Annotated in this window: 16 protein-coding genes; 8 read left to right on the top strand and 8 right to left on the bottom strand. The window is 72.6% G+C overall.

Annotated elements, in window-relative coordinates:
• Nucleotides 1-2: 2 nt before the first annotated feature.
• The 4 genes from glpK (at nucleotide 3) to ACF1DX_RS21100 (ending at nucleotide 5,109) form a co-directional block, all read left to right on the top strand.
• Nucleotides 3-1,541, top strand: a complete 1,539-nt coding sequence (gene glpK / locus ACF1DX_RS21115) for a glycerol kinase GlpK (protein ID WP_391792686.1) — start codon at nucleotides 3-5, stop codon at nucleotides 1,539-1,541.
• An 8-nt stretch (nucleotides 1,542-1,549) separates the two neighbouring features.
• Nucleotides 1,550-3,166, top strand: a complete 1,617-nt coding sequence (locus ACF1DX_RS21110) for an FAD-dependent oxidoreductase (RefSeq protein ID WP_391792685.1) — start codon at nucleotides 1,550-1,552, stop codon at nucleotides 3,164-3,166.
• A 134-nt stretch (nucleotides 3,167-3,300) separates the two neighbouring features.
• Entirely contained in the window at nucleotides 3,301-3,972 is a 672-nt protein-coding gene (locus ACF1DX_RS21105) for a FadR/GntR family transcriptional regulator (RefSeq protein ID WP_030867249.1), read from the top strand.
• A gap of 126 nt (nucleotides 3,973-4,098) precedes the next feature.
• On the top strand, nucleotides 4,099-5,109 hold the full coding sequence (locus ACF1DX_RS21100; RefSeq protein WP_391792684.1) for a PAC2 family protein: 1,011 nt from the start codon (nucleotides 4,099-4,101) through the stop codon (nucleotides 5,107-5,109).
• Between the two features lie 51 nt (nucleotides 5,110-5,160).
• Here the strand turns inward: ACF1DX_RS21100 and mshC are convergent, their stop codons facing one another.
• The 4 genes from mshC to ACF1DX_RS21080 form a co-directional block, all read right to left on the bottom strand.
• Nucleotides 5,161-6,390: a cysteine--1-D-myo-inosityl 2-amino-2-deoxy-alpha-D-glucopyranoside ligase gene (gene mshC / locus ACF1DX_RS21095; protein WP_391792683.1), complete on the bottom strand. Its 1,230-nt coding sequence runs from the start codon at nucleotides 6,388-6,390 to the stop codon at nucleotides 5,161-5,163.
• Nucleotides 6,391-6,688: 298 nt separating this feature from the next.
• Nucleotides 6,689-7,522: an SCO1664 family protein gene (locus ACF1DX_RS21090; RefSeq protein WP_391792682.1), complete on the bottom strand. Its 834-nt coding sequence runs from the start codon at nucleotides 7,520-7,522 to the stop codon at nucleotides 6,689-6,691.
• Nucleotides 7,486-8,076, bottom strand: a complete 591-nt coding sequence (locus tag ACF1DX_RS21085) for a DUF3090 domain-containing protein (protein WP_030867241.1) — start codon at nucleotides 8,074-8,076, stop codon at nucleotides 7,486-7,488. Before ACF1DX_RS21085 ends, ACF1DX_RS21090 begins: the two co-directional genes overlap by 37 nt.
• A gap of 89 nt (nucleotides 8,077-8,165) precedes the next feature.
• Nucleotides 8,166-8,852 carry a histidine phosphatase family protein gene (locus ACF1DX_RS21080; protein WP_391792681.1) on the bottom strand — a complete coding sequence of 229 codons (687 nt, stop codon included), beginning with the start codon at nucleotides 8,850-8,852 and terminating at the stop codon, nucleotides 8,166-8,168.
• Between the two features lie 62 nt (nucleotides 8,853-8,914).
• Here ACF1DX_RS21080 and corA point away from each other — a divergent pair, with 62 nt between their 5' ends.
• Nucleotides 8,915-9,910 (top strand): magnesium/cobalt transporter CorA, encoded by a 996-nt coding sequence (corA, locus tag ACF1DX_RS21075; RefSeq protein ID WP_030867237.1) that lies wholly within the window; start codon nucleotides 8,915-8,917, stop codon nucleotides 9,908-9,910.
• Nucleotides 9,911-9,972: 62 nt separating this feature from the next.
• Here corA and ACF1DX_RS21070 read toward each other — a convergent pair whose 3' ends face one another.
• Together ACF1DX_RS21070 and ACF1DX_RS21065 are read right to left on the bottom strand one after the other, a co-directional pair.
• The gene (locus ACF1DX_RS21070) at nucleotides 9,973-10,761 is read right to left on the bottom strand and encodes a ferritin-like domain-containing protein (RefSeq protein WP_391792680.1); all 789 of its coding nucleotides are present in this window, start codon (nucleotides 10,759-10,761) and stop codon (nucleotides 9,973-9,975) included.
• Between the two features lie 208 nt (nucleotides 10,762-10,969).
• Entirely contained in the window at nucleotides 10,970-12,025 is a 1,056-nt protein-coding gene (locus tag ACF1DX_RS21065) for an LLM class F420-dependent oxidoreductase (protein ID WP_391792679.1), read from the bottom strand.
• Between the two features lie 185 nt (nucleotides 12,026-12,210).
• On the opposite strand from ACF1DX_RS21065, the gene ACF1DX_RS21060 reads away from it, so the two are divergent.
• Together ACF1DX_RS21060 and ACF1DX_RS21055 are read left to right on the top strand one after the other, a co-directional pair.
• A complete protein-coding gene (locus ACF1DX_RS21060) occupies nucleotides 12,211-13,197 on the top strand; it encodes an aldo/keto reductase (protein ID WP_391792678.1) in 987 nt (328 codons plus the stop codon).
• Nucleotides 13,194-15,257, top strand: a complete 2,064-nt coding sequence (locus ACF1DX_RS21055) for a helix-hairpin-helix domain-containing protein (protein WP_391792677.1) — start codon at nucleotides 13,194-13,196, stop codon at nucleotides 15,255-15,257. Before ACF1DX_RS21060 ends, ACF1DX_RS21055 begins: the two co-directional genes overlap by 4 nt.
• A gap of 60 nt (nucleotides 15,258-15,317) precedes the next feature.
• On the opposite strand, the gene ACF1DX_RS21050 is transcribed toward ACF1DX_RS21055, so the two are convergent.
• The gene (locus ACF1DX_RS21050; RefSeq protein ID WP_391792676.1) at nucleotides 15,318-16,004 is read right to left on the bottom strand and encodes a hypothetical protein; all 687 of its coding nucleotides are present in this window, start codon (nucleotides 16,002-16,004) and stop codon (nucleotides 15,318-15,320) included.
• 47 nt (nucleotides 16,005-16,051) lie between these two features.
• On the opposite strand from ACF1DX_RS21050, the gene ACF1DX_RS21045 reads away from it, so the two are divergent.
• Entirely contained in the window at nucleotides 16,052-16,240 is a 189-nt protein-coding gene (locus ACF1DX_RS21045; protein ID WP_026085313.1) for a DUF5703 family protein, read from the top strand.
• A 73-nt stretch (nucleotides 16,241-16,313) separates the two neighbouring features.
• Here the strand turns inward: ACF1DX_RS21045 and ACF1DX_RS21040 are convergent.
• The coding region (locus ACF1DX_RS21040; RefSeq protein ID WP_391792675.1) for a chaplin at nucleotides 16,314-16,832 on the bottom strand (519 nt) is incomplete at its 5' end.

Below are 16,832 nucleotides of genomic sequence, written 5' to 3'. Positions count from 1 at the left end.
CAGTGACCGACGCCCACACCGCCGGCCCGTTCATCGCCGCCATCGACCAGGGCACCACCTCCTCCCGCTGCATCGTCTTCGACCGCGACGGGCGCATCGTCTCCGTCGACCAGAAGGAGCACGAGCAGATCTTCCCCAAGCCCGGCTGGGTCGAGCACGACGCCACCGAGATCTGGACCAACGTCCAGGAGGTCGTCGCCGGAGCCGTCGAGAAGGCCGGCATCACCCGCGACGACATCAAGGCCATCGGCATCACCAACCAGCGCGAGACCACCGTGCTGTGGGACCGGAACACCGGTGAGCCGGTCCACAACGCCATCGTCTGGCAGGACACCCGCACCGACGCCCTCTGCCGCGAGCTCGGCCGCAACGTCGGCCAGGACCGCTTCCGCCGCGAGACCGGCCTGCCCCTGGCCTCCTACTTCGCCGGTCCCAAGGCCCGCTGGCTGCTCGACAACGTCGACGGCCTCAAGGAGCGCGCCGAGGCGGGCGACATCCTCTTCGGCACCATGGACACCTGGGTCATCTGGAACCTGACCGGCGGTGTGAACGGCGGCCGCCACGTCACCGACGTCACCAACGCCTCCCGCACGCTGCTGATGAACCTGCACACCATGCGGTGGGACGAGAAGATCGCCGAGTCCATCGGCGTCCCGTTGACGATGCTGCCGGAGATCCGCTCCTCCGCCGAGGTCTACGGCGAGATCACGGGCGGCCGGCTGGGCGAGCTGCTCGGCGGCATCCCGGTCGCCTCCGCGCTGGGCGACCAGCAGGCGGCCCTGTTCGGCCAGACCTGCTTCGCCGAGGGCGAGACCAAGTCGACGTACGGCACCGGCACCTTCATGGTGATGAACACCGGCGACAAGATCATCAACTCCTACAGCGGCCTGCTGACCACGGTCGGCTATCAGATCGGCGACCAGAAGCCGGTCTACGCCCTGGAGGGCTCGATCGCCGTCACCGGCTCGCTGGTGCAGTGGATGCGCGACCAGATGGGCCTGATCTCCACCGCCGCCGAGATCGAGACCCTCGCGCTGACCGTCGAGGACAACGGCGGCGCCTACTTCGTGCCGGCCTTCTCCGGCCTGTTCGCCCCGTACTGGCGCTCCGACGCCCGCGGTGTGATCGCCGGCCTGACCCGGTACGTCACCAAGGCGCACCTCGCGCGCGCCGTCCTGGAGGCCACCGCCTGGCAGACCCGTGAGATCGCGGACGCCATGACGAAGGACTCCGGTGTGGAGCTGACCGCCCTCAAGGTCGACGGCGGCATGACCTCCAACAACCTGCTGATGCAGACGCTCTCGGACTTCCTGGACGCCCCCGTGGTGCGCCCCATGGTCGCCGAGACCACCTGCCTCGGCGCCGCCTACGCCGCCGGCCTCGCCGTCGGCTTCTGGAACAGCACCGACGACCTGCGCGCCAACTGGCGGCGGGCCGCCGAGTGGACCCCCCGCATGGACGCGGAGACCCGCGACCGTGAGTACAAGAGCTGGCTCAAGGCCGTCGAGCGGACCATGGGCTGGCTCGAGGACGAGGAGTAAGAACCGCCATGACCAGCCAGTCCACCCTGCAGTCCGTGCCTGCCCTGGGGACGCACCCGGCGTCCGGCTCGAACCCGAGCCGCGCCGAGACCCGGGAGCAGCTCTCCAAGGCGTCGTACGACCTTCTCGTGATCGGCGGCGGCATCCTGGGCATCTCCACCGCCTGGCACGCCGCGCAGTCCGGCCTCAGGGTGGCCCTGGTGGACGCAGGCGACTTCGCCGGCGCCACCTCCTCCGCCTCCTCCAAGCTCCTCCACGGCGGTCTGCGCTACCTGCAGACCGGCGCGGTGAAGCTGGTGGCGGAGAACCACTTCGAGCGCCGTGCGGTCTCCCGCCAGGTGGCCCCCCACCTGGCGAACCCGCTCACGTTCTACCTCCCCGTGTACAAGGGCGGGCCGCACGGCGCGGCGAAGCTCGGCGCCGGTGTCTTCGCGTACTCGGCGCTGTCCGCCTTCGGCGACGGCGTCGGGCATCTGCTCTCGCCGGCCAAGGCCGCGCAGGACGTGCCGGAGCTGCGCACCGACAACCTCAAGGCCGTGGCCGTGTACGGCGACGACCAGATGAACGACGCGCGCATGGCGCTGATGACGGTCCGCGCGGCGGCCGAGTCCGGTGCGGTCGTCCTCAACCACGCCGAGGTGACGGGCCTGCGCTTCACCCGGGGCCGGGTCACCGGCGCCGAGCTGCGCGACCGGCTCTCCGGCGACGAGTTCGGCGTGAACGCCCGGCTCGTGCTCAACGCGACCGGCCCGTGGGTCGACCACCTGCGCCGCATGGAGGACCCGGAGGCCGCGCCGTCCATCCGGCTGTCGAAGGGCGCGCACCTGGTCCTGAAGCGGACCTCCCCGTGGAAGGCCGCGCTGGCCACGCCGATCGACAAGTACCGGATCACCTTCGCCCTCCCCTGGGAGGACATGCTGCTGCTCGGCACGACCGACGAGGAGTTCGAGGGCGACCCGGCGGACGTCGCGGTCACCGAGAAGGACACCGCGCAGATACTCGACGAGGCCGCGTTCTCCATCCGCGACCAGCAGCTCGACCGTGACCTGATCACGTACGCCTTCGCCGGTCTGCGGGTGCTGCCGGGCGGCCCCGGGGACACGGCCAAGGCCAAGCGGGAGACCGTCGTCACCGAGGGCCGGGGCGGGATGCTGTCCGTCGCGGGCGGCAAGTGGACCACCTTCCGCCACATCGGCCGTACGGTGATGCGCAAGCTCCAGGAGCTGCCCGGCCACCCGCTGGGCGACGACTTCGAGCCGGTCGCCTCGCTGCCGAAGAAGCTGCCGCTGCCGGGCGTGGCCAACCCCCGCGCGGTGGCCCACCGGCTGCTGGTCGACGGTCCGGCGCCCGGCCCGCGCATGGCGGCGGACACCGCCAGGCACCTGGCCACCCACTACGGTTCGCTGGCCTTCGACATCGCCCGCCTGGCCAACGAGGACCCGGCGCTCGCCCGGCGCGTCCACCCGGACGCCCCGGAGATCTGGGCGCAGGTCGTCTGGGCCCGGGACCACGAGTGGGCCGAGACGGTGGACGACGTGCTGCGCCGCCGTACGACGCTGACGATCCGGGGCCTGGCCACGGACGAGGTCCGCGCCGATGTGCAGGAGATCCTCGACAAGAAGTGACCCGCCGTCCCCGGCTCCCCCGCACGGGAGCCGGCCCACGGGCCGGGGGGCGGCTCCGCGCCGGCGGAGCCGCCCCCCGGCCCGTACATAATGGGCTGGATACATCGGAGGTCTGGCCCGCAGGGAGGCGCGGTATGGCAGTGACCGACGAGGCGATCGAGAAGATCAAGGGGATGATCGTCTCGGGTGCGCTGCGTCCCGGCGCCCGGCTGCCCAAGGAGAGCGAGCTGGCCGCCGAGCTGGGGCTGTCCCGCAACTCGCTGCGCGAGGCGGTGCGCGCGCTGTCGCTGATCCGCATCCTGGACGTACGGCAGGGCGACGGCACCTACGTCACCAGTCTCGACCCGCAACTCCTGCTGGAGGCGCTGAGTTTCGTCGTCGACTTCCACCGCGACGACACGGTGCTGGAGTTCCTCGCCGTACGCCGCATCCTGGAGCCGGCCGCGACGGCCCTCGCGGCCACCCGGATCGGCGAGGAGCAACTGGACGCGCTGTCGGAGCAGTTGGACAGGCTCGGCGACGAGCCGTCGGTGGAGGACCTGGTCGCCGCCGACCTGGAGTTCCACCGGGGCATCGTGCGCGGCTGCGGCAACTCCGTGCTGTGCTCCCTGCTCGACGGTCTGTCCGGTCCCACCACCCGGGCCCGGATCTGGCGCGGGCTCACCCAGAAGGACTCGGTCGGCCGCACCCTGCGCGAGCACCGGGCCATCCTCGCCGCCCTGCGGGACCGGGACGCGGAGGCGGCGCGGTCCTGGGCGACGGTGCACATCGCGAGCGTGGAGCAGTGGCTGCGGTCCACGCTGTGAGGGGTGTTTCCCGGCGCCCCGCGGGGCAGTGATGGGGGCACTCCCCCTGTGAGGGGGCTGCGGGCGCCCCGCGGGCACGCCGTAAGGTTGGGGCGTACGCGAGGGCACGTCGGAAGGAGGCGCTGGGTGATCGAGCTCGAGGGGGTTCCCGAGCTGATCGACCCGGTCATGGTGGCCGCGTTCGAGGGCTGGAACGATGCCGGTGACGCCGCCTCCGCCGCGGTCGCTCATCTGGAGCGGGAGTGGAAGGGCGAGGTGTTCGCGGCGCTGGACGCCGAGGACTACTACGACTTCCAGGTGAACCGCCCCACGGTGTTCATGGACGGCGGGATCCGCAGGATCACCTGGCCGACGACGCGGTTGTCGGTGGTCCGGGTCGGCGGCGAGAAGCCGCGCGACCTGGTGCTGGTCCGCGGTATCGAACCGTCCATGCGGTGGCGTTCGTTCTGCAACGAGATCCTCGGCTTCGCGCACGAACTCGGCGTGGAGCTGGTGGTCGTGCTGGGCGCGCTGCTCGGGGACACCCCGCACACCCGGCCGGTCCCGGTCAGCGGGACCACGTCCGACCCGGACCTGGCCCGCCGCATGGATCTGGAGGAGACCAAGTACGAGGGCCCCACGGGCATCGTCGGCATCCTCCAGGAGGCGTGCACGCACGCGGGCGTGCCCGCGGTGTCGCTGTGGGCGGCGGTCCCGCACTATGTGTCGCAGCCGCCCAACCCGAAGGCCACGCTGGCCCTCCTGAACCGTCTGGAGGACCTGATCGACGTGCGGATCCCGCTGGGCGAGCTGCCCGAGGACGCGCGTGCCTGGCAGGTGGGTGTGGACCAACTGGCCGCGGAGGACAGCGAGGTGGCCGAGTACGTCCAGACGCTGGAGGAGGCCCGGGACACCGCCGAGCTGCCGGAGGCGTCGGGCGAGGCGATCGCCCGCGAGTTCGAGCGCTATCTGCGGCGCCGTGACGGGGCGTCGGGTCCGCCCGGCGGGCACGCCACGGCCGACGGCTCGGACGGCACGTCGTACCGGCGGGAGGGTCCGGGCGGGCGCAACCGTCCGCCGAGGCCGCCGAAGCCGGAGACGGACCCCGATCCGGGCTCGGGGCCGGACTCGGGTGGCGACGAGTCGTCGGAGGACTGAGCGAAGGGGCGCCCCGTGGTGAACGGGGCGCCCCTTCGTCGTCGCGTCCGGTTACAGCGCCACGCCGAGCAGCGCGTCCACCGCGCGGGAGACGACGCCGGGCGCACCGGTGTCCGTGCCGCCGCCCTCCTCCTGGAGGACGGTCCAGCGGTCGACGGCGGCCAGCGCGGCCGGGGCGTCCAGATCGTTGGCCAGCGCCTCGCGGATCTCCTCGACCAGCGCCTCGGCGGGCGGGCCGTCGGGGCGGGAGACCGCGGCACGCCAGTGGCCGAGGCGGGTCACGGCGTCCTGGAGGACCTGGTCGGTCCACTCCCAGTCGGCGCGGTAGTGGTGGGCGAGCAGCGCCAGCCGGATCGCCGCCGGGTCCACGCCGTCGCGCCGCAACCGGGACACGAAGACCAGGTTGCCCTTGGACTTGGACATCTTCTCGCCGTGCAGGGCGACCATGCCGGCGTGGACGTACGCCTTCGCCATGGGGAACTCGCCGGTGAGCGCCTGGGCGTGCGAGGCGCCCATCTCGTGGTGCGGGAAGACCAGGTCGGAGCCGCCGCCCTGGACGTCGAAGCCCATGCCGAGGTGGTCGAGGGCGATGGCCACGCACTCGATGTGCCAGCCGGGGCGGCCCCGGCCGAGGGAGCCGCCGTCCCAGCTCGGCTCGCCCTCGCGGGCGGCCATCCAGAGCATCGGGTCGACGGGGTTCTTCTTGCCCGGACGGTCCGGGTCGCCGCCGCGCTCGGCGGACAGCAGCCGCATGGCGGCGGCGTCGAGGTTCGAGACCTGGCCGAAGTGCGGGTCGGACTCGACGGAGAAGTAGACGTCGCCGTCGATCTCGTAGGTCGCGCCGAGGTCACGCAGCCGTTCGACGAGGGGGACGATGCCGGGTATCGCCTCCACGGCGCCTATGTACTGGCGCGGGGGCAGCATCCGCAGGGCCGTCATGTCCTCACGGAACAGCGCGGTCTCGCGCTCGGCGAGCTCGGCCCAGTCGAGGCCGTCCCGGTCGGCCCGCTCCAGCAGCGGGTCGTCGACGTCGGTGACGTTCTGGACGTAGTGAACCTGCCGCTTGGTGTCGAGCCACACGCGCTGCACGAGGTCGAACGCGTTGTAGGTCGCCGCGTGTCCGATGTGGGTGGCGTCGTAGGGGGTGATGCCGCAGACGTAGATACGGGCGACGGGACCGGGAGCCGAGGTGATCAGGCCGCCGGTCGCGGTGTCGTGGATCCTCAGGTCGCGGCCCTGACCAGGCAGGGCGGGGACCTCGGAAGCGGGCCAGGCATGCATGTCATGAGCCTAACCGGACCGCGGTTCGGAAAACGAACGGGAGCAGGCCGGATGACCGGGAAGGCGCTCTTGCGCCGCGGCGTCCGGCGTGCTGCCGGTCTTGTTCCGGAGGGGTGGCCGTCCCGTTCCGGAGGGACCGCCTCCCGTGCGGGCCGGGCTGCCCTCCGTTCCGGACGGACCGCCGTCCCGCTCCGGACGGACCGCCGTCCCGTTCAGACCCAGGCCCAGGGATGACCGGCCAGCCGCCGCCCGGCTCCGGACGAGCCGCCGTCCCGCTCCGGACGGACCGCCGCCCCGTTCAGACCGGGGGCCAGGGGATGGCCGGCCAGTCGCCGCCCGGTTGTGGGTGGGTGCCGGTGGTGAGGAGGGTCTCGACGCGCGCGCGGGTGGCGTCGATCTCCGCGCGGGTGATGAGGGGGGTCAGGGCGGCGGTGAGGGGGCCGGTGTCGGTGAGGGCCGTTCTGAGGCCCTCGAGGACGTCCAGCGCCTCCGCGGTCAGGGGCTCCCCGGCCCAGCCCCACAGCAGGGTGCGGAGCTTGTCCTCGGCGTTGAAGGTGACCCCGTGGTCGATGCCGTACAGCAGGCCCTCGGCGGTGGGCAGCAGATGGCCGCCCTTGCGGTCGGCATTGTTGATCACCGCGTCGAGGACCGCCAGCCTGCGCAGCCGCTCGTCGTCGGCGTGCACGAGCAGCGCGGTGCGGCCCTCGCCGACCTCGGCGAAGCCGATCGCCTTCCAGCCGGGTTCCGGCTCCTCGCCGTCGACCAGGGCGAGGAGTTCCGCGCCGGGCGCCGTCTCGATCCACAGCTGGCACATGCCCTCGCCGTAGGGGCCGTCACGGAGCACGGTGGGCGGGACGAGGCCCCAGCCGGTCGCCTCGGAGACCGCGTAGGCGGCGACCTCCCGCCCGGCGAGCGTGCCGTCGGGGAAGTCCCACAGGGGCCGCTCCCCGGCGACCGGCTTGTAGACGCAGGCGGCCTCGCGCCCCTCGTGGGTGACGGTGCAGTACAGCGCCGCGTTCGACGCCTCACGGATGCGCCCGCGCACGGTCAGCTCGCCCTCGGCGAGCAGCACGGCGGCGGCCGGGTCGGCGGCCGTCACGCTCCGCGGCGGTATCCGTTCTGGCGCGGACATACGTGTCCTTCCGGGTCGAGCGGGAGGCTGCACAGCGGGCACGGCGGCCGCCCGGCGTTGACGATGTCGAGGGCGCGCTTGGCGAAGGCCCGGGCCTGCGCGCCGGTGAGCCGGACGCGGAGCATCGGGGGTCCGTTCTCCTCGTCCTGGAGCAGCCGCTCCTCGGCCTCGGCGAGGTCCTCCTCGGAGTCGGCGTCCAGTTCGACGAGCGCCTGCGCCTCGACGATCATGCGCTGCTCCTCGCCGTCCCAGGCGAGCGCCATGGTGCCGACGCGGAACTCCTCCTCCACGGGGGTGTCCAGCGGGGCGCTGTCGGTGGTCTCGGCCGGCGTCATCGCGGGCACCGCGGCGCTGCCGCCGCTGCGGCGCACGACTTCGTCGAGCAGTTCGTCCATCCGCTCGGCGAGCGCCGCGACCTGGGTCTTCTCCAGAGCCACGCTGGTCACCCGGGAGCCGGCGGAGGCCTGGAGGAAGAACGTACGGCGCCCTGGCAGTCCGACCGTGCCGGCCACGAAACGTTCCGGTTGGTCGTAGAGGAACACCTGACGGGACACGTCCTGTCTCCATTGAGAGTCGTGGGTAGGGGCGGCTGTGTGCACGGGGACGCACTCCTGCGGACGCTTCACCCTACTGCGCCCGACGATCACGGTGCGCCCGCGTCGCCCCCGACCGTGGCGTCGTCGGCCGGCGATTCCTCGCGCGGCGCCAGGGACGCGAAGTCGCCGGTGTCGCCGAGGCGGACGAGAAAGGGGCGCAACCGTGTGTAACGGATCGCGGTGATGGAACACGGTTCAACGGAAATCCGCTGGAAGAGGTCGAGATGAAGTCCGAGTGCGTCCGCGACGAGAGACTTGATGATGTCGCCGTGCGAGCACATGAGGTACACGGCGTCGGCACCGTGATCGCGTTCCACGCGCGCGTTCCACTCGCGCACCGCCTCGGCGGCGCGCGTCTGCATCGCGCGCATGGACTCCCCGCCGGGGAAGGCCGCCGCCGACGGGTGTGCCTGCACCACCTCCATCAGGGGCTCGTCCTTGAGCTCGACGAGTTTGCGGCCCGACCAGTCGCCGTAGTGGCACTCGCCGATGCGGTCGTCGGTGTGCGGGGTGAGACCGGGGCGTTCCTCCAGCAGCGGCCGGATCGTCTCCCGGCAGCGCTGGAGCGGGCTGGTGACGATCTCGGCCAGCGGCAGCCCGGCGAGCCGTCCGGGCAGTGCGGCGGCCTGGGCGGCGCCGCGGTCGTCGAGGGCGACGCCGGGCGTCCACCCGGCGAGCAGTCCCTCGGTGTTGGCGGTGGAGCGTCCGTGCCGGACCAGGAGCAACGTGGGCATGCGGCCCAGGGTAGGCGTACGCGCGGATGTGGTGTCCGCCGAGAGAGAGGAGAGTGCGTTTCGTGATCGTCGACTGTGCCATCTACCGGGAGGGGCATCGGTCGGAGGGGCCCCAGGACTTCTCCGACGCGCTGGACGAGGCGCGGTCGGCCGGGGGGTTCGTCTGGATCGGGCTGCACGAACCGACGGCGGACGAGTTCGACCTGGTCACGCAGGAGTTCGGCCTGCATCCGCTGGCGGTCGAGGACGCCCTCAAGGCTCATCAGCGGCCCAAGCTGGAGGTGTACGACGACTCGCTCTTCGTGGTGCTGAAACCGGTCGTGTACGAGCCGCGGAGCGACACGGTCTCCTCCGGCGAGGTCATGATCTTCCTCGGTGACTCCTTCGCGGTGACCGTACGCCACGGCGAGGGCGCGCCGCTCAAAGCCGTACGGCGGCGGCTGGAGCGGGAGCCCGAGCTGCTGGGCGAGGGGCCCACGTCGGTGCTGTACGCGATCGCCGACGCCGTCGTCGACCACTACCTGGACGTGGCGACCGAGCTGCAGACCGACCTGGAGGAGCTGGAGGCGGAGGTCTTCACCCCCGACGGCGGGGGGTCGCGGCACACCGCGTCCAAGATCTACAACTTCAAGCGGCAGATCCTGGAGTTCCGCCGCGCGACCGGGCCGCTGGCGCTGCCGATGACGCGGCTGGCGGGGGTGGGCTCGTACGGGGCGGGGGTGCCGTTCGTGGAGGACAGGGCGCGGCCCTTCTTCCGTGACGTGCACGACCACCTCACCCGGGTGAACGAGTCCGTGGAGGGGCTGGACCGGCTGGTCTCGGACATCCTCTCGGCGCATCTGGCGCAGATGAGCGTGCGGCAGAACGACGACATGCGGAAGATCTCCGCGTGGGCGGCCATGGCCGCGATCCCCACGATGCTCGCGGGGATCTACGGGATGAACTTCGAGCACATGCCGGAGCTGCGGTGGGAGTGGTCGTATCCGGTGGTGATCGTGGTGATGGTGGCGCTGGAGGTGCTGTTGTTCCGGCTGTTCAAGCGGCGGGGGTGGATGTGAAGGGCTGTGCCGGTGGCCGGTGGCCGACGACCGGCAGCCGGTGGCCGGTGGTCCGTGACCGGTCACGCGAACTCCGGTTCCGGGGTCGCGGGGCCGCCGAGCGCGTCGCGGCGGTCGGGCGTCCTGAGGGAGACCATGCGGCGCCAGCCGCCCAGGCGTTCGTACGCGTACACCGCGTGGATGCCCGCCGCGAGGACCGCCGCCTTGGGTCCGGACCAGCCGAGGATACGGCCCATGTGGGCCATCACCGCCAGGCTGACGTCCCGGTGGACGCGGATCTCCGCGAGCGCGCACGCGCGCAGGGTGCGCTGGATCTCGCGGCCGTGTCCGGCGTACGCGAAGCGCAGCAGTTCCTCGTGGCAGTAGGCGAGGTGGTTGTCCTCGTCGTCGGAGATCATCCTGACCGCGCGGCCGAGGTCGGGGTGGTCGGCGAAGTGCCTGCGGAGCAGGTCCATCTGCTCGGAGGCGCGTTGTTCGGTGACCCTGCTGTGGGCGAGGTAGGTGACGATGTCCCGCACGGTGAGCGGTTCGTCGCGCTTCAGCCGGCCGTGGGCCAGGCCGATGCCCTTGTTCTCGAGGAGCATCGTGTAGTCGGTCTCCGGGGGGACCGGGACGGGTTTCAGGCCGCGCTTCCTCATCAGGGCGTTGAAGATGCGGCCGTGCTTGTCCTCGTCGGCGCCGTGCCTGGTGATCTTGGGGGCGAGTTCGCGCTGGGTCCCGGGGACCAGCGCGGCGATCCGGGCGTTCTCCCAGCCGCCCTGGGACTCGCCGCTCGCGGCGATGGAGCAGAACAGGGCGAAGGACTCGTCGTTGTCGAGGATCTCCTGGAACAGACTCTTGGCCGAAAGCATGGTGGGCCACCTCTCCGCGGGCTTTCACGGTTCCGAAGTTCCGCAGAGGAAGAGTCAAGTGCGCGGGGGCCGGGGCGGCAACAGGTGCGTCGGGCGACTCCGCCGAAAGGAGTACGGGGCGGGAGCGTGACCGGGTAGGCCGGCGGGCGTTGGTGTGGGTGACGGCCGTGGCGGGGTGGACCCCGAGCCCCCACCACGGCCGTGAGGACTACGCGAGGCCCGCGCGTTCCAGGGCCTCGGTGCCGGCGCGGAGCGATGCCAGGCGCTCGTCGAGCGTGAAGCCGGCCGGGGCGAGGGTGAGGGTGGTGACCCCGGCGGCGGCGTAGGCCTTCATCCGGTCGGCGATGCGGTCGACGGAGCCGAGGAGGGTCGTCCGGTCGATCAGGTCGTGGGGGACGGCCGCTGCCGCGCCCTGCTTGTCGCCGGACAGGTACTTGTCCTGGATCTCGGCGGCCTCCTGCTCGTAGCCCATGCGCCGGGCGAGCTGGTTGTAGAAGTTCTGCTTGCGGCTGCCCATGCCGCCGACGTACAGCGCGGTGTAGGGGCGGAAGGTGTCGGCGAGGGTGGTGACGTCCTTGTCGTCGCCCACGGCGAGGGGGACGGTGGGGCAGATGTCGAAGCCGTCGAGGGTCTTGCCGGCCTTCTCGCGGCCCGCGCGGAGGTGCTTGACGGCGGTGTCCTCGAGGTGGTCGGCGGAGGGGAAGATCAGCAGGGCGCCGTCGGCGATCTCGCCGGTCTGTTCGAGGTTCTTCGGGCCGATGGCGGCGATGTAGAGGGGGATGTGCTCGCGCTGGGGGTGCACGGTGAGCTTGAGGGGCTTGCCGGGGCCGCCGGGGAGGGGGAGGGTCCAGTGCTCGCCGTCGTGGGTGAGACGTTCGCGGGTCATGGCCTTGCGGATGATCTCGACGTACTCGCGGGTGCGGGCGAGGGGCTTGTCGAACTTGACGCCGTACCAGCCCTCGGAGACCTGGGGGCCGGAGACGCCGAGGCCGAGGCGGAAGCGGCCCTGGGAGAGGGAGTCCAGGGTGGCGGCCGTCATCGCGGTCATCGCGGGCTGGCGGGCGGGGATCTGGAAGATGGCCGAGCCGACGTCGATGCGGTGGGTCCGGGCGGCGACCCAGGTGAGTACGGTGGCGGCGTCGGAACCGTAGGCCTCCGCGGCCCAGCAGACGGCGTATCCGAGGCGGTCCGCCTCCTGGGCCACGGCGAGGTTGTCCGCGTCCATTCCGGCACCCCAGTAGCCGAGGTTGATCCCTAGCTGCATGGCGGCTTTCCCCTTACCGATGAGTAACGTCGTTGGTGCGGAGACCATATACCTCCGGTGGGCGGGCGGGAGGCCCGCGGCGCGGCTTTCGGTCCGGTGGGGGCGAGGGTCTTGCGCCCGCGGCCCGGAAATCCGTTGTCCACAGGCCCTCACACCCAACGCTCCGGCCAGTAATCTCGGCGTTCATGGAGCAGAGGCATCTCGGCCGTACCGGCCTGCGTGTGTCCCGGATCGGACTCGGGACCCTGACCTGGGGTCGGGACACCGACGAGCACGACGCCGCGGACCTCCTGAAGACCTTCTGGGAAGCCGGCGGGACCCTCGTCGACACCGCCGACGTGTACGGCGACGGAGAGTCCGAGTACCTGCTCGGCAGGCTGATGGAGGGACTCGTCCCCCGCCGGGACCTCGTCATCTCGACGAAGGCCGGGAGCGTGCCCGACCCGGACCGCCGGTTCGACGGCTCGCGCGGTCATCTGCTCTCCGCCCTGGACGCCTCGCTCGCCCGCCTCGGCACCGACTACGTCGACGTGTGGCACGTCCACGCCTACGACCCCGCCACCCCGCTGGACGAGACGCTGGAGGCGCTCGACATCGCCGTCGGCAGCGGGCGCGTGCGCTACGCCGGTGTCTCCAACTTCTGCGGCTGGCAGCTGGCCAAGGCGGCGACCTGGCAGCTCGCCGCGCCGGGCGCGCGGACCCGGCTGGCGAGCACCCAGATGGAGTACTCGCTGCTCCAGCGGGGCGTGGAGCGAGAGGTCCTTCCCGCCGCGCTCGATCTGGGCATCGGGCTGCTGCCGTCCTCGCCGCTCGGCCGGGGCGTGCTCACCGGCAAGTACCGCAACGACGCCGCGCCGGTGGACTCCCGGGGTGCCTCGGAGCATCTCGCCCCGTTCGTCGCGCCGTATCTCGACGACACGGCGAGCCGGATCGTGGACGCCGTGACCACGGCGGCGGACGGGCTCGCCGTGACCGCGCTGCAGGTGGCCCTCGCCTGGGTCCGTGACCGTCCCGGTGTGGCCGCCCCCATCGTCGGCGCGCGCACCGCGCAGCAGCTCACGGCGGCGTTGTCAGTGGAGGCGCTTAGTCTTCCTGACGAGATCTGCCGGGCGCTCGACGATGTGTCGGCGCCCGTGCACCGCTATCCCGATCACGACTGGAGCACGCTGTGAGCACGGAGCCGCCCGAGACCGCGGAGGACGCCGAGGAGCCGGGGACGCCCGCCGAGGCCGCGCAGGTGTCCGAGGCCGCGCAGGTGTCCGAGGCCGAGGCGGAGCTGGCCGCGCAGCGCCTGGAGCGGGAGCGGATCGAGCGGCGGAAGGCGGAGCGGGAGGGCCCGATCGAGGCCGGCGGCAAGCTGAGCGGCACGGCCGCGGATCTGCTGGCCGCCGTGCGGGCCGTGGAGAGCGGTGAGAAGCCGGCCGCCACCGTGTTCGAGGAGGCCGGGACCGCGCCGCGGCGGCCCGCTCCCGAACCCGTGCGGCGGGCACCGGAGGCGGCCCCCGGCCCGGTGGTTCCGGCCGCCGGTGCCGTCGAGGACGTGCGGGGGGTGCTGGTCCAGGGGGGTGCGCCGGAAGGGCTTGCCGTCCAGGCCGCCGGTGTGTTCGGGGACGGGGGCGCCGATGTGCTGCGCGCCGATCCCTGGCAGTTGCTGCGGGTTCCCGGGGTGCGGCCCGAGCAGGCGGACGGGTTCGCCCGTGCGCTGCTCGGCGCCGAGGCCGGGCCGGACGACGAGCGGCGGGGGCGGGCGGTCACCGTGTGGCTGCTGGAGCAGGCCGCGCTCGCCGGGCATACCGTGCTGGAGATGGCCGCGCTGGTCACCGCGCTGGGGCGGCAGGGGGTGCCGGAGCCCGAGGAGGCCGTGCAGGACGCCGCCTCGGAGGGGGACGTGCTCGTTTTCCAGGACGCCGTCGGCGAAGCCGGTGACACCGGGGAGGACGAGGAGCGGCCGGTCCGGGTGCTGGTGGGGCTGGAGCGGTATGCGATGGCCGAGGAGAGTCTGGCCGACGGGCTGGCCCGACTGGTCAACTCCGTGACCGAGCGGGACGGTGCGGGTGAGGAGTGGGAGCGTGCGGCGGCCTCGGCGGAGGGTTCCGCGGGTGAGCTGATCCGGGCGGTCGCCGGGCACGGGCTGGTGCTGCACACCGGTGGGGAGGCCTCGCTGGCCGATCCTGCGGCGCTGGTGAGCGCCGCGCGGGGTCTGGGGCTGCGGGTCTGGGCCGCCGCCCACGGTCCGGTGGGGCGTACCCGGTTCGCGGGACTGGTCGAGGGGACCGGGGTCGCCACCGTCGCGGGGCTGCTGTCCGGTGCCGAGGGGCCCGGGCGGGACGCCGACGGGGCGCTGGACGTGGATCTGCTGGTGGTGCTCGACGCCCCGCAGCTGGACGTGGAGACCGCCGCGCTGGTGACGGAGTCGCTGCCGGACGGGGCGCGGCTGGTGCTGGCCGGTGATCCGGGAGTGCTGTGGTCGGTGGGGCCCGGGCGGGTGTTCGCGGATCTGCTGGCGGCGCGGGTCTGCCCGCAGATCGCCTCACGGCGGCCGGATCCCGGCCCGCTGGGCGAGCTGGTCTCGGGCATCGGTGTCGGTGAGCTGAACCAGGTGGCGGCGCCCGGCAAGGAGGTCGTGATCGTGCCGGTGCGGGACGCGGGAGAGGCCGTGCACCGGACCGTGCAGCTGGTGGCGGACTCGGTGCCGCGCGCGATCGGGGTACCGGCCGAGGAGACCCGGGTGATCACCCCGGGGCACGGGGGCGCGGTGGGGACGCGTGCGCTGAACGCGGCGCTGAAGGAGCGGCTGAACCCGGGGCCGGGGCGCTTCGGCGGGTTCGATCCGGGTGACCGGGTCGCCTACTCCCCCGCTCCGGGACGTACGCTGCCGGGCCGCGTGGTGCGGGCCGACGGCGAGGGGCTGCACCTGGAGTGCGGGGGTGAGGAGATCGTCGTACCGAGGGAGCGGGTGGAGTCGTCCGTGCGGCACGGGTGGGCGCTGACCGCGCACCAGGCGGTGGGCTGCCGGTGGCCCGCGGTGGTCGCGGTGCTGCCCGGTGACGCCGTGCAGGCGCTGAGCCGTCCCTGGGTGTACACGGCGTTCAGCAGGGCCGACCGGCATCTGTCCGTGGTGCACGGCGTGGAGCAGGCGCTGCCGCGCGCCGTGGCCGAGGTGACGGCGAAGCCGCGGACCACCCGGCTGCCGGAGCTGCTGGCCCCGCAGGTGCCGGTGGCGGAGGGCTGATCCCGGCCCGTGCGCGGGCGGCGGCACCGGGGGTGCCGCCGCCGTGCGGGGCGGGTGCGGTCAGCGGTCCGCGTCGAGGGGTTCCAGGTCCCCGTCCTCGTCCAGGATCGGATCCAGCTCGTCCTCCAGGTCCTCCTCGTCGTCGAGGTCCTCGTCGTCGTCGAAGACCGCACTGACGTCGAAGCGGCACACCACCTGCTGCGGGTCCACCCGCTCGAACGGCGCCTCCAGCCACTCGCCGGGTTCCGCGAGGTCGTCCGATGCCGTCACCCAGAGCGTGGAGTCGCCTTCCTCCAGGCCGAACTCCTTGTGCCGGGAGGCGATCTCGTCCGGCTCGAACTCGCCGAACAGCAGGCCGAGCGCACCGTGGACGGTGCCCGACGCCTCCGAGGTCTCGTCGTCCGCCGCCTCGATCCGCTGGGCGTGCGCGCGCAGCCGCTGGGGTTCCACGACGGCGTAGTCGCGGCGGATCAGCACGCTGAGCGCCGCCGGTTCCTCGGGACCGGTGTAGGGCGGCGCGTCCTCCGCGCCGGGAATCTCGAAGGGGGTGACCTCGTCGTAACGGTCGTAGAGCAGTTCGTCGTACGTCTCCGCGGCCGCGGCCAGCTGGTTGAACGCCTCGTAGACGGCCGGGTCGTCCTCCCCCGACCGGCGTTCGACCGCGGCCAGGTGGCGGTCGAGCGCGGTCTTGACCGCCTCGGCGGCGGCGCGTACCTCGGCAGCGGTGGGCTGCGCAGCATCAGACATAGTGCAGACGCTATCCGTACCGGGGCCCGGCCCGCACAATAGATGCGATGCCGGAATACGAATTTGTCGACGTGCACGTACCGCGCGGGGTCTCCCGCAAGGAGACGGCACGTCTGCTGACGGACCATGCAGAGTACGGTCACTGGGAGTTGTACCGCCTGACGCTGATGCGTGACGGCAGTCGCAGGGTGCGGCTGCGGAGGCGGATCATCCGCCAGGTGCGCGCCACCTGGTGATCTTCGACACCCGACCGGAATCACACGACGGAGCGGACCCCGCGGTCGCGGGGTCCGCTCCGTGTGTCCGGTGTCACGCGGCGGTCCGTGCCCTGCGGTAGAGGACCGCGCCGGCGAGCAGCGCGCCCGCGCCGACGGGCAGGACGAGACCCATCGGCAGCTCGCTGCCGGTCTGCGCGAGCTGCGCGTCGTGCCGGGGCTGGGTGAGGGAGTGGACGCCCGGCCGGTCGCCGGCCGACGGGCGGTCCGGGGTGCCCGGCTCGTCACCGGGGTACCCGGGGTCGCCGGGGTCACCCGGGTCGCCGGGCTGTCCCGGGGTGTCGTGGCCCGGGCCGCCGTTCGCGCAGTCGTTGCCCTCGGTGGCGTTTCCGGCGCCGAGAACGTTGACACTGTCGCCGCAGACGTTCACCGGCACGTGGATCGGTACCTGGACGTGGTTGCCGGAACCCACACCGGGCGAGCCCTCGGCATACCCGTCGGCGTGCGCACCGCCGTGACCGCCGGAGTCGCCGTACCCGTCCGAGGAGGAGCCGCCCTGGTTCGCACAGTCGTTGCCCACGGCCACGTTTCCGGCGCCGAGAACGTTGACGCT

It is taken from the genome of Streptomyces sp. NPDC014676 (genome assembly GCF_043084105.1).
Lineage (GTDB): Bacteria > Actinomycetota > Actinomycetes > Streptomycetales > Streptomycetaceae > Streptomyces.
The sequence above is the reverse complement of the archived record's forward strand: the minus strand, read 5'-3'. Positions and strand labels throughout refer to the sequence as shown.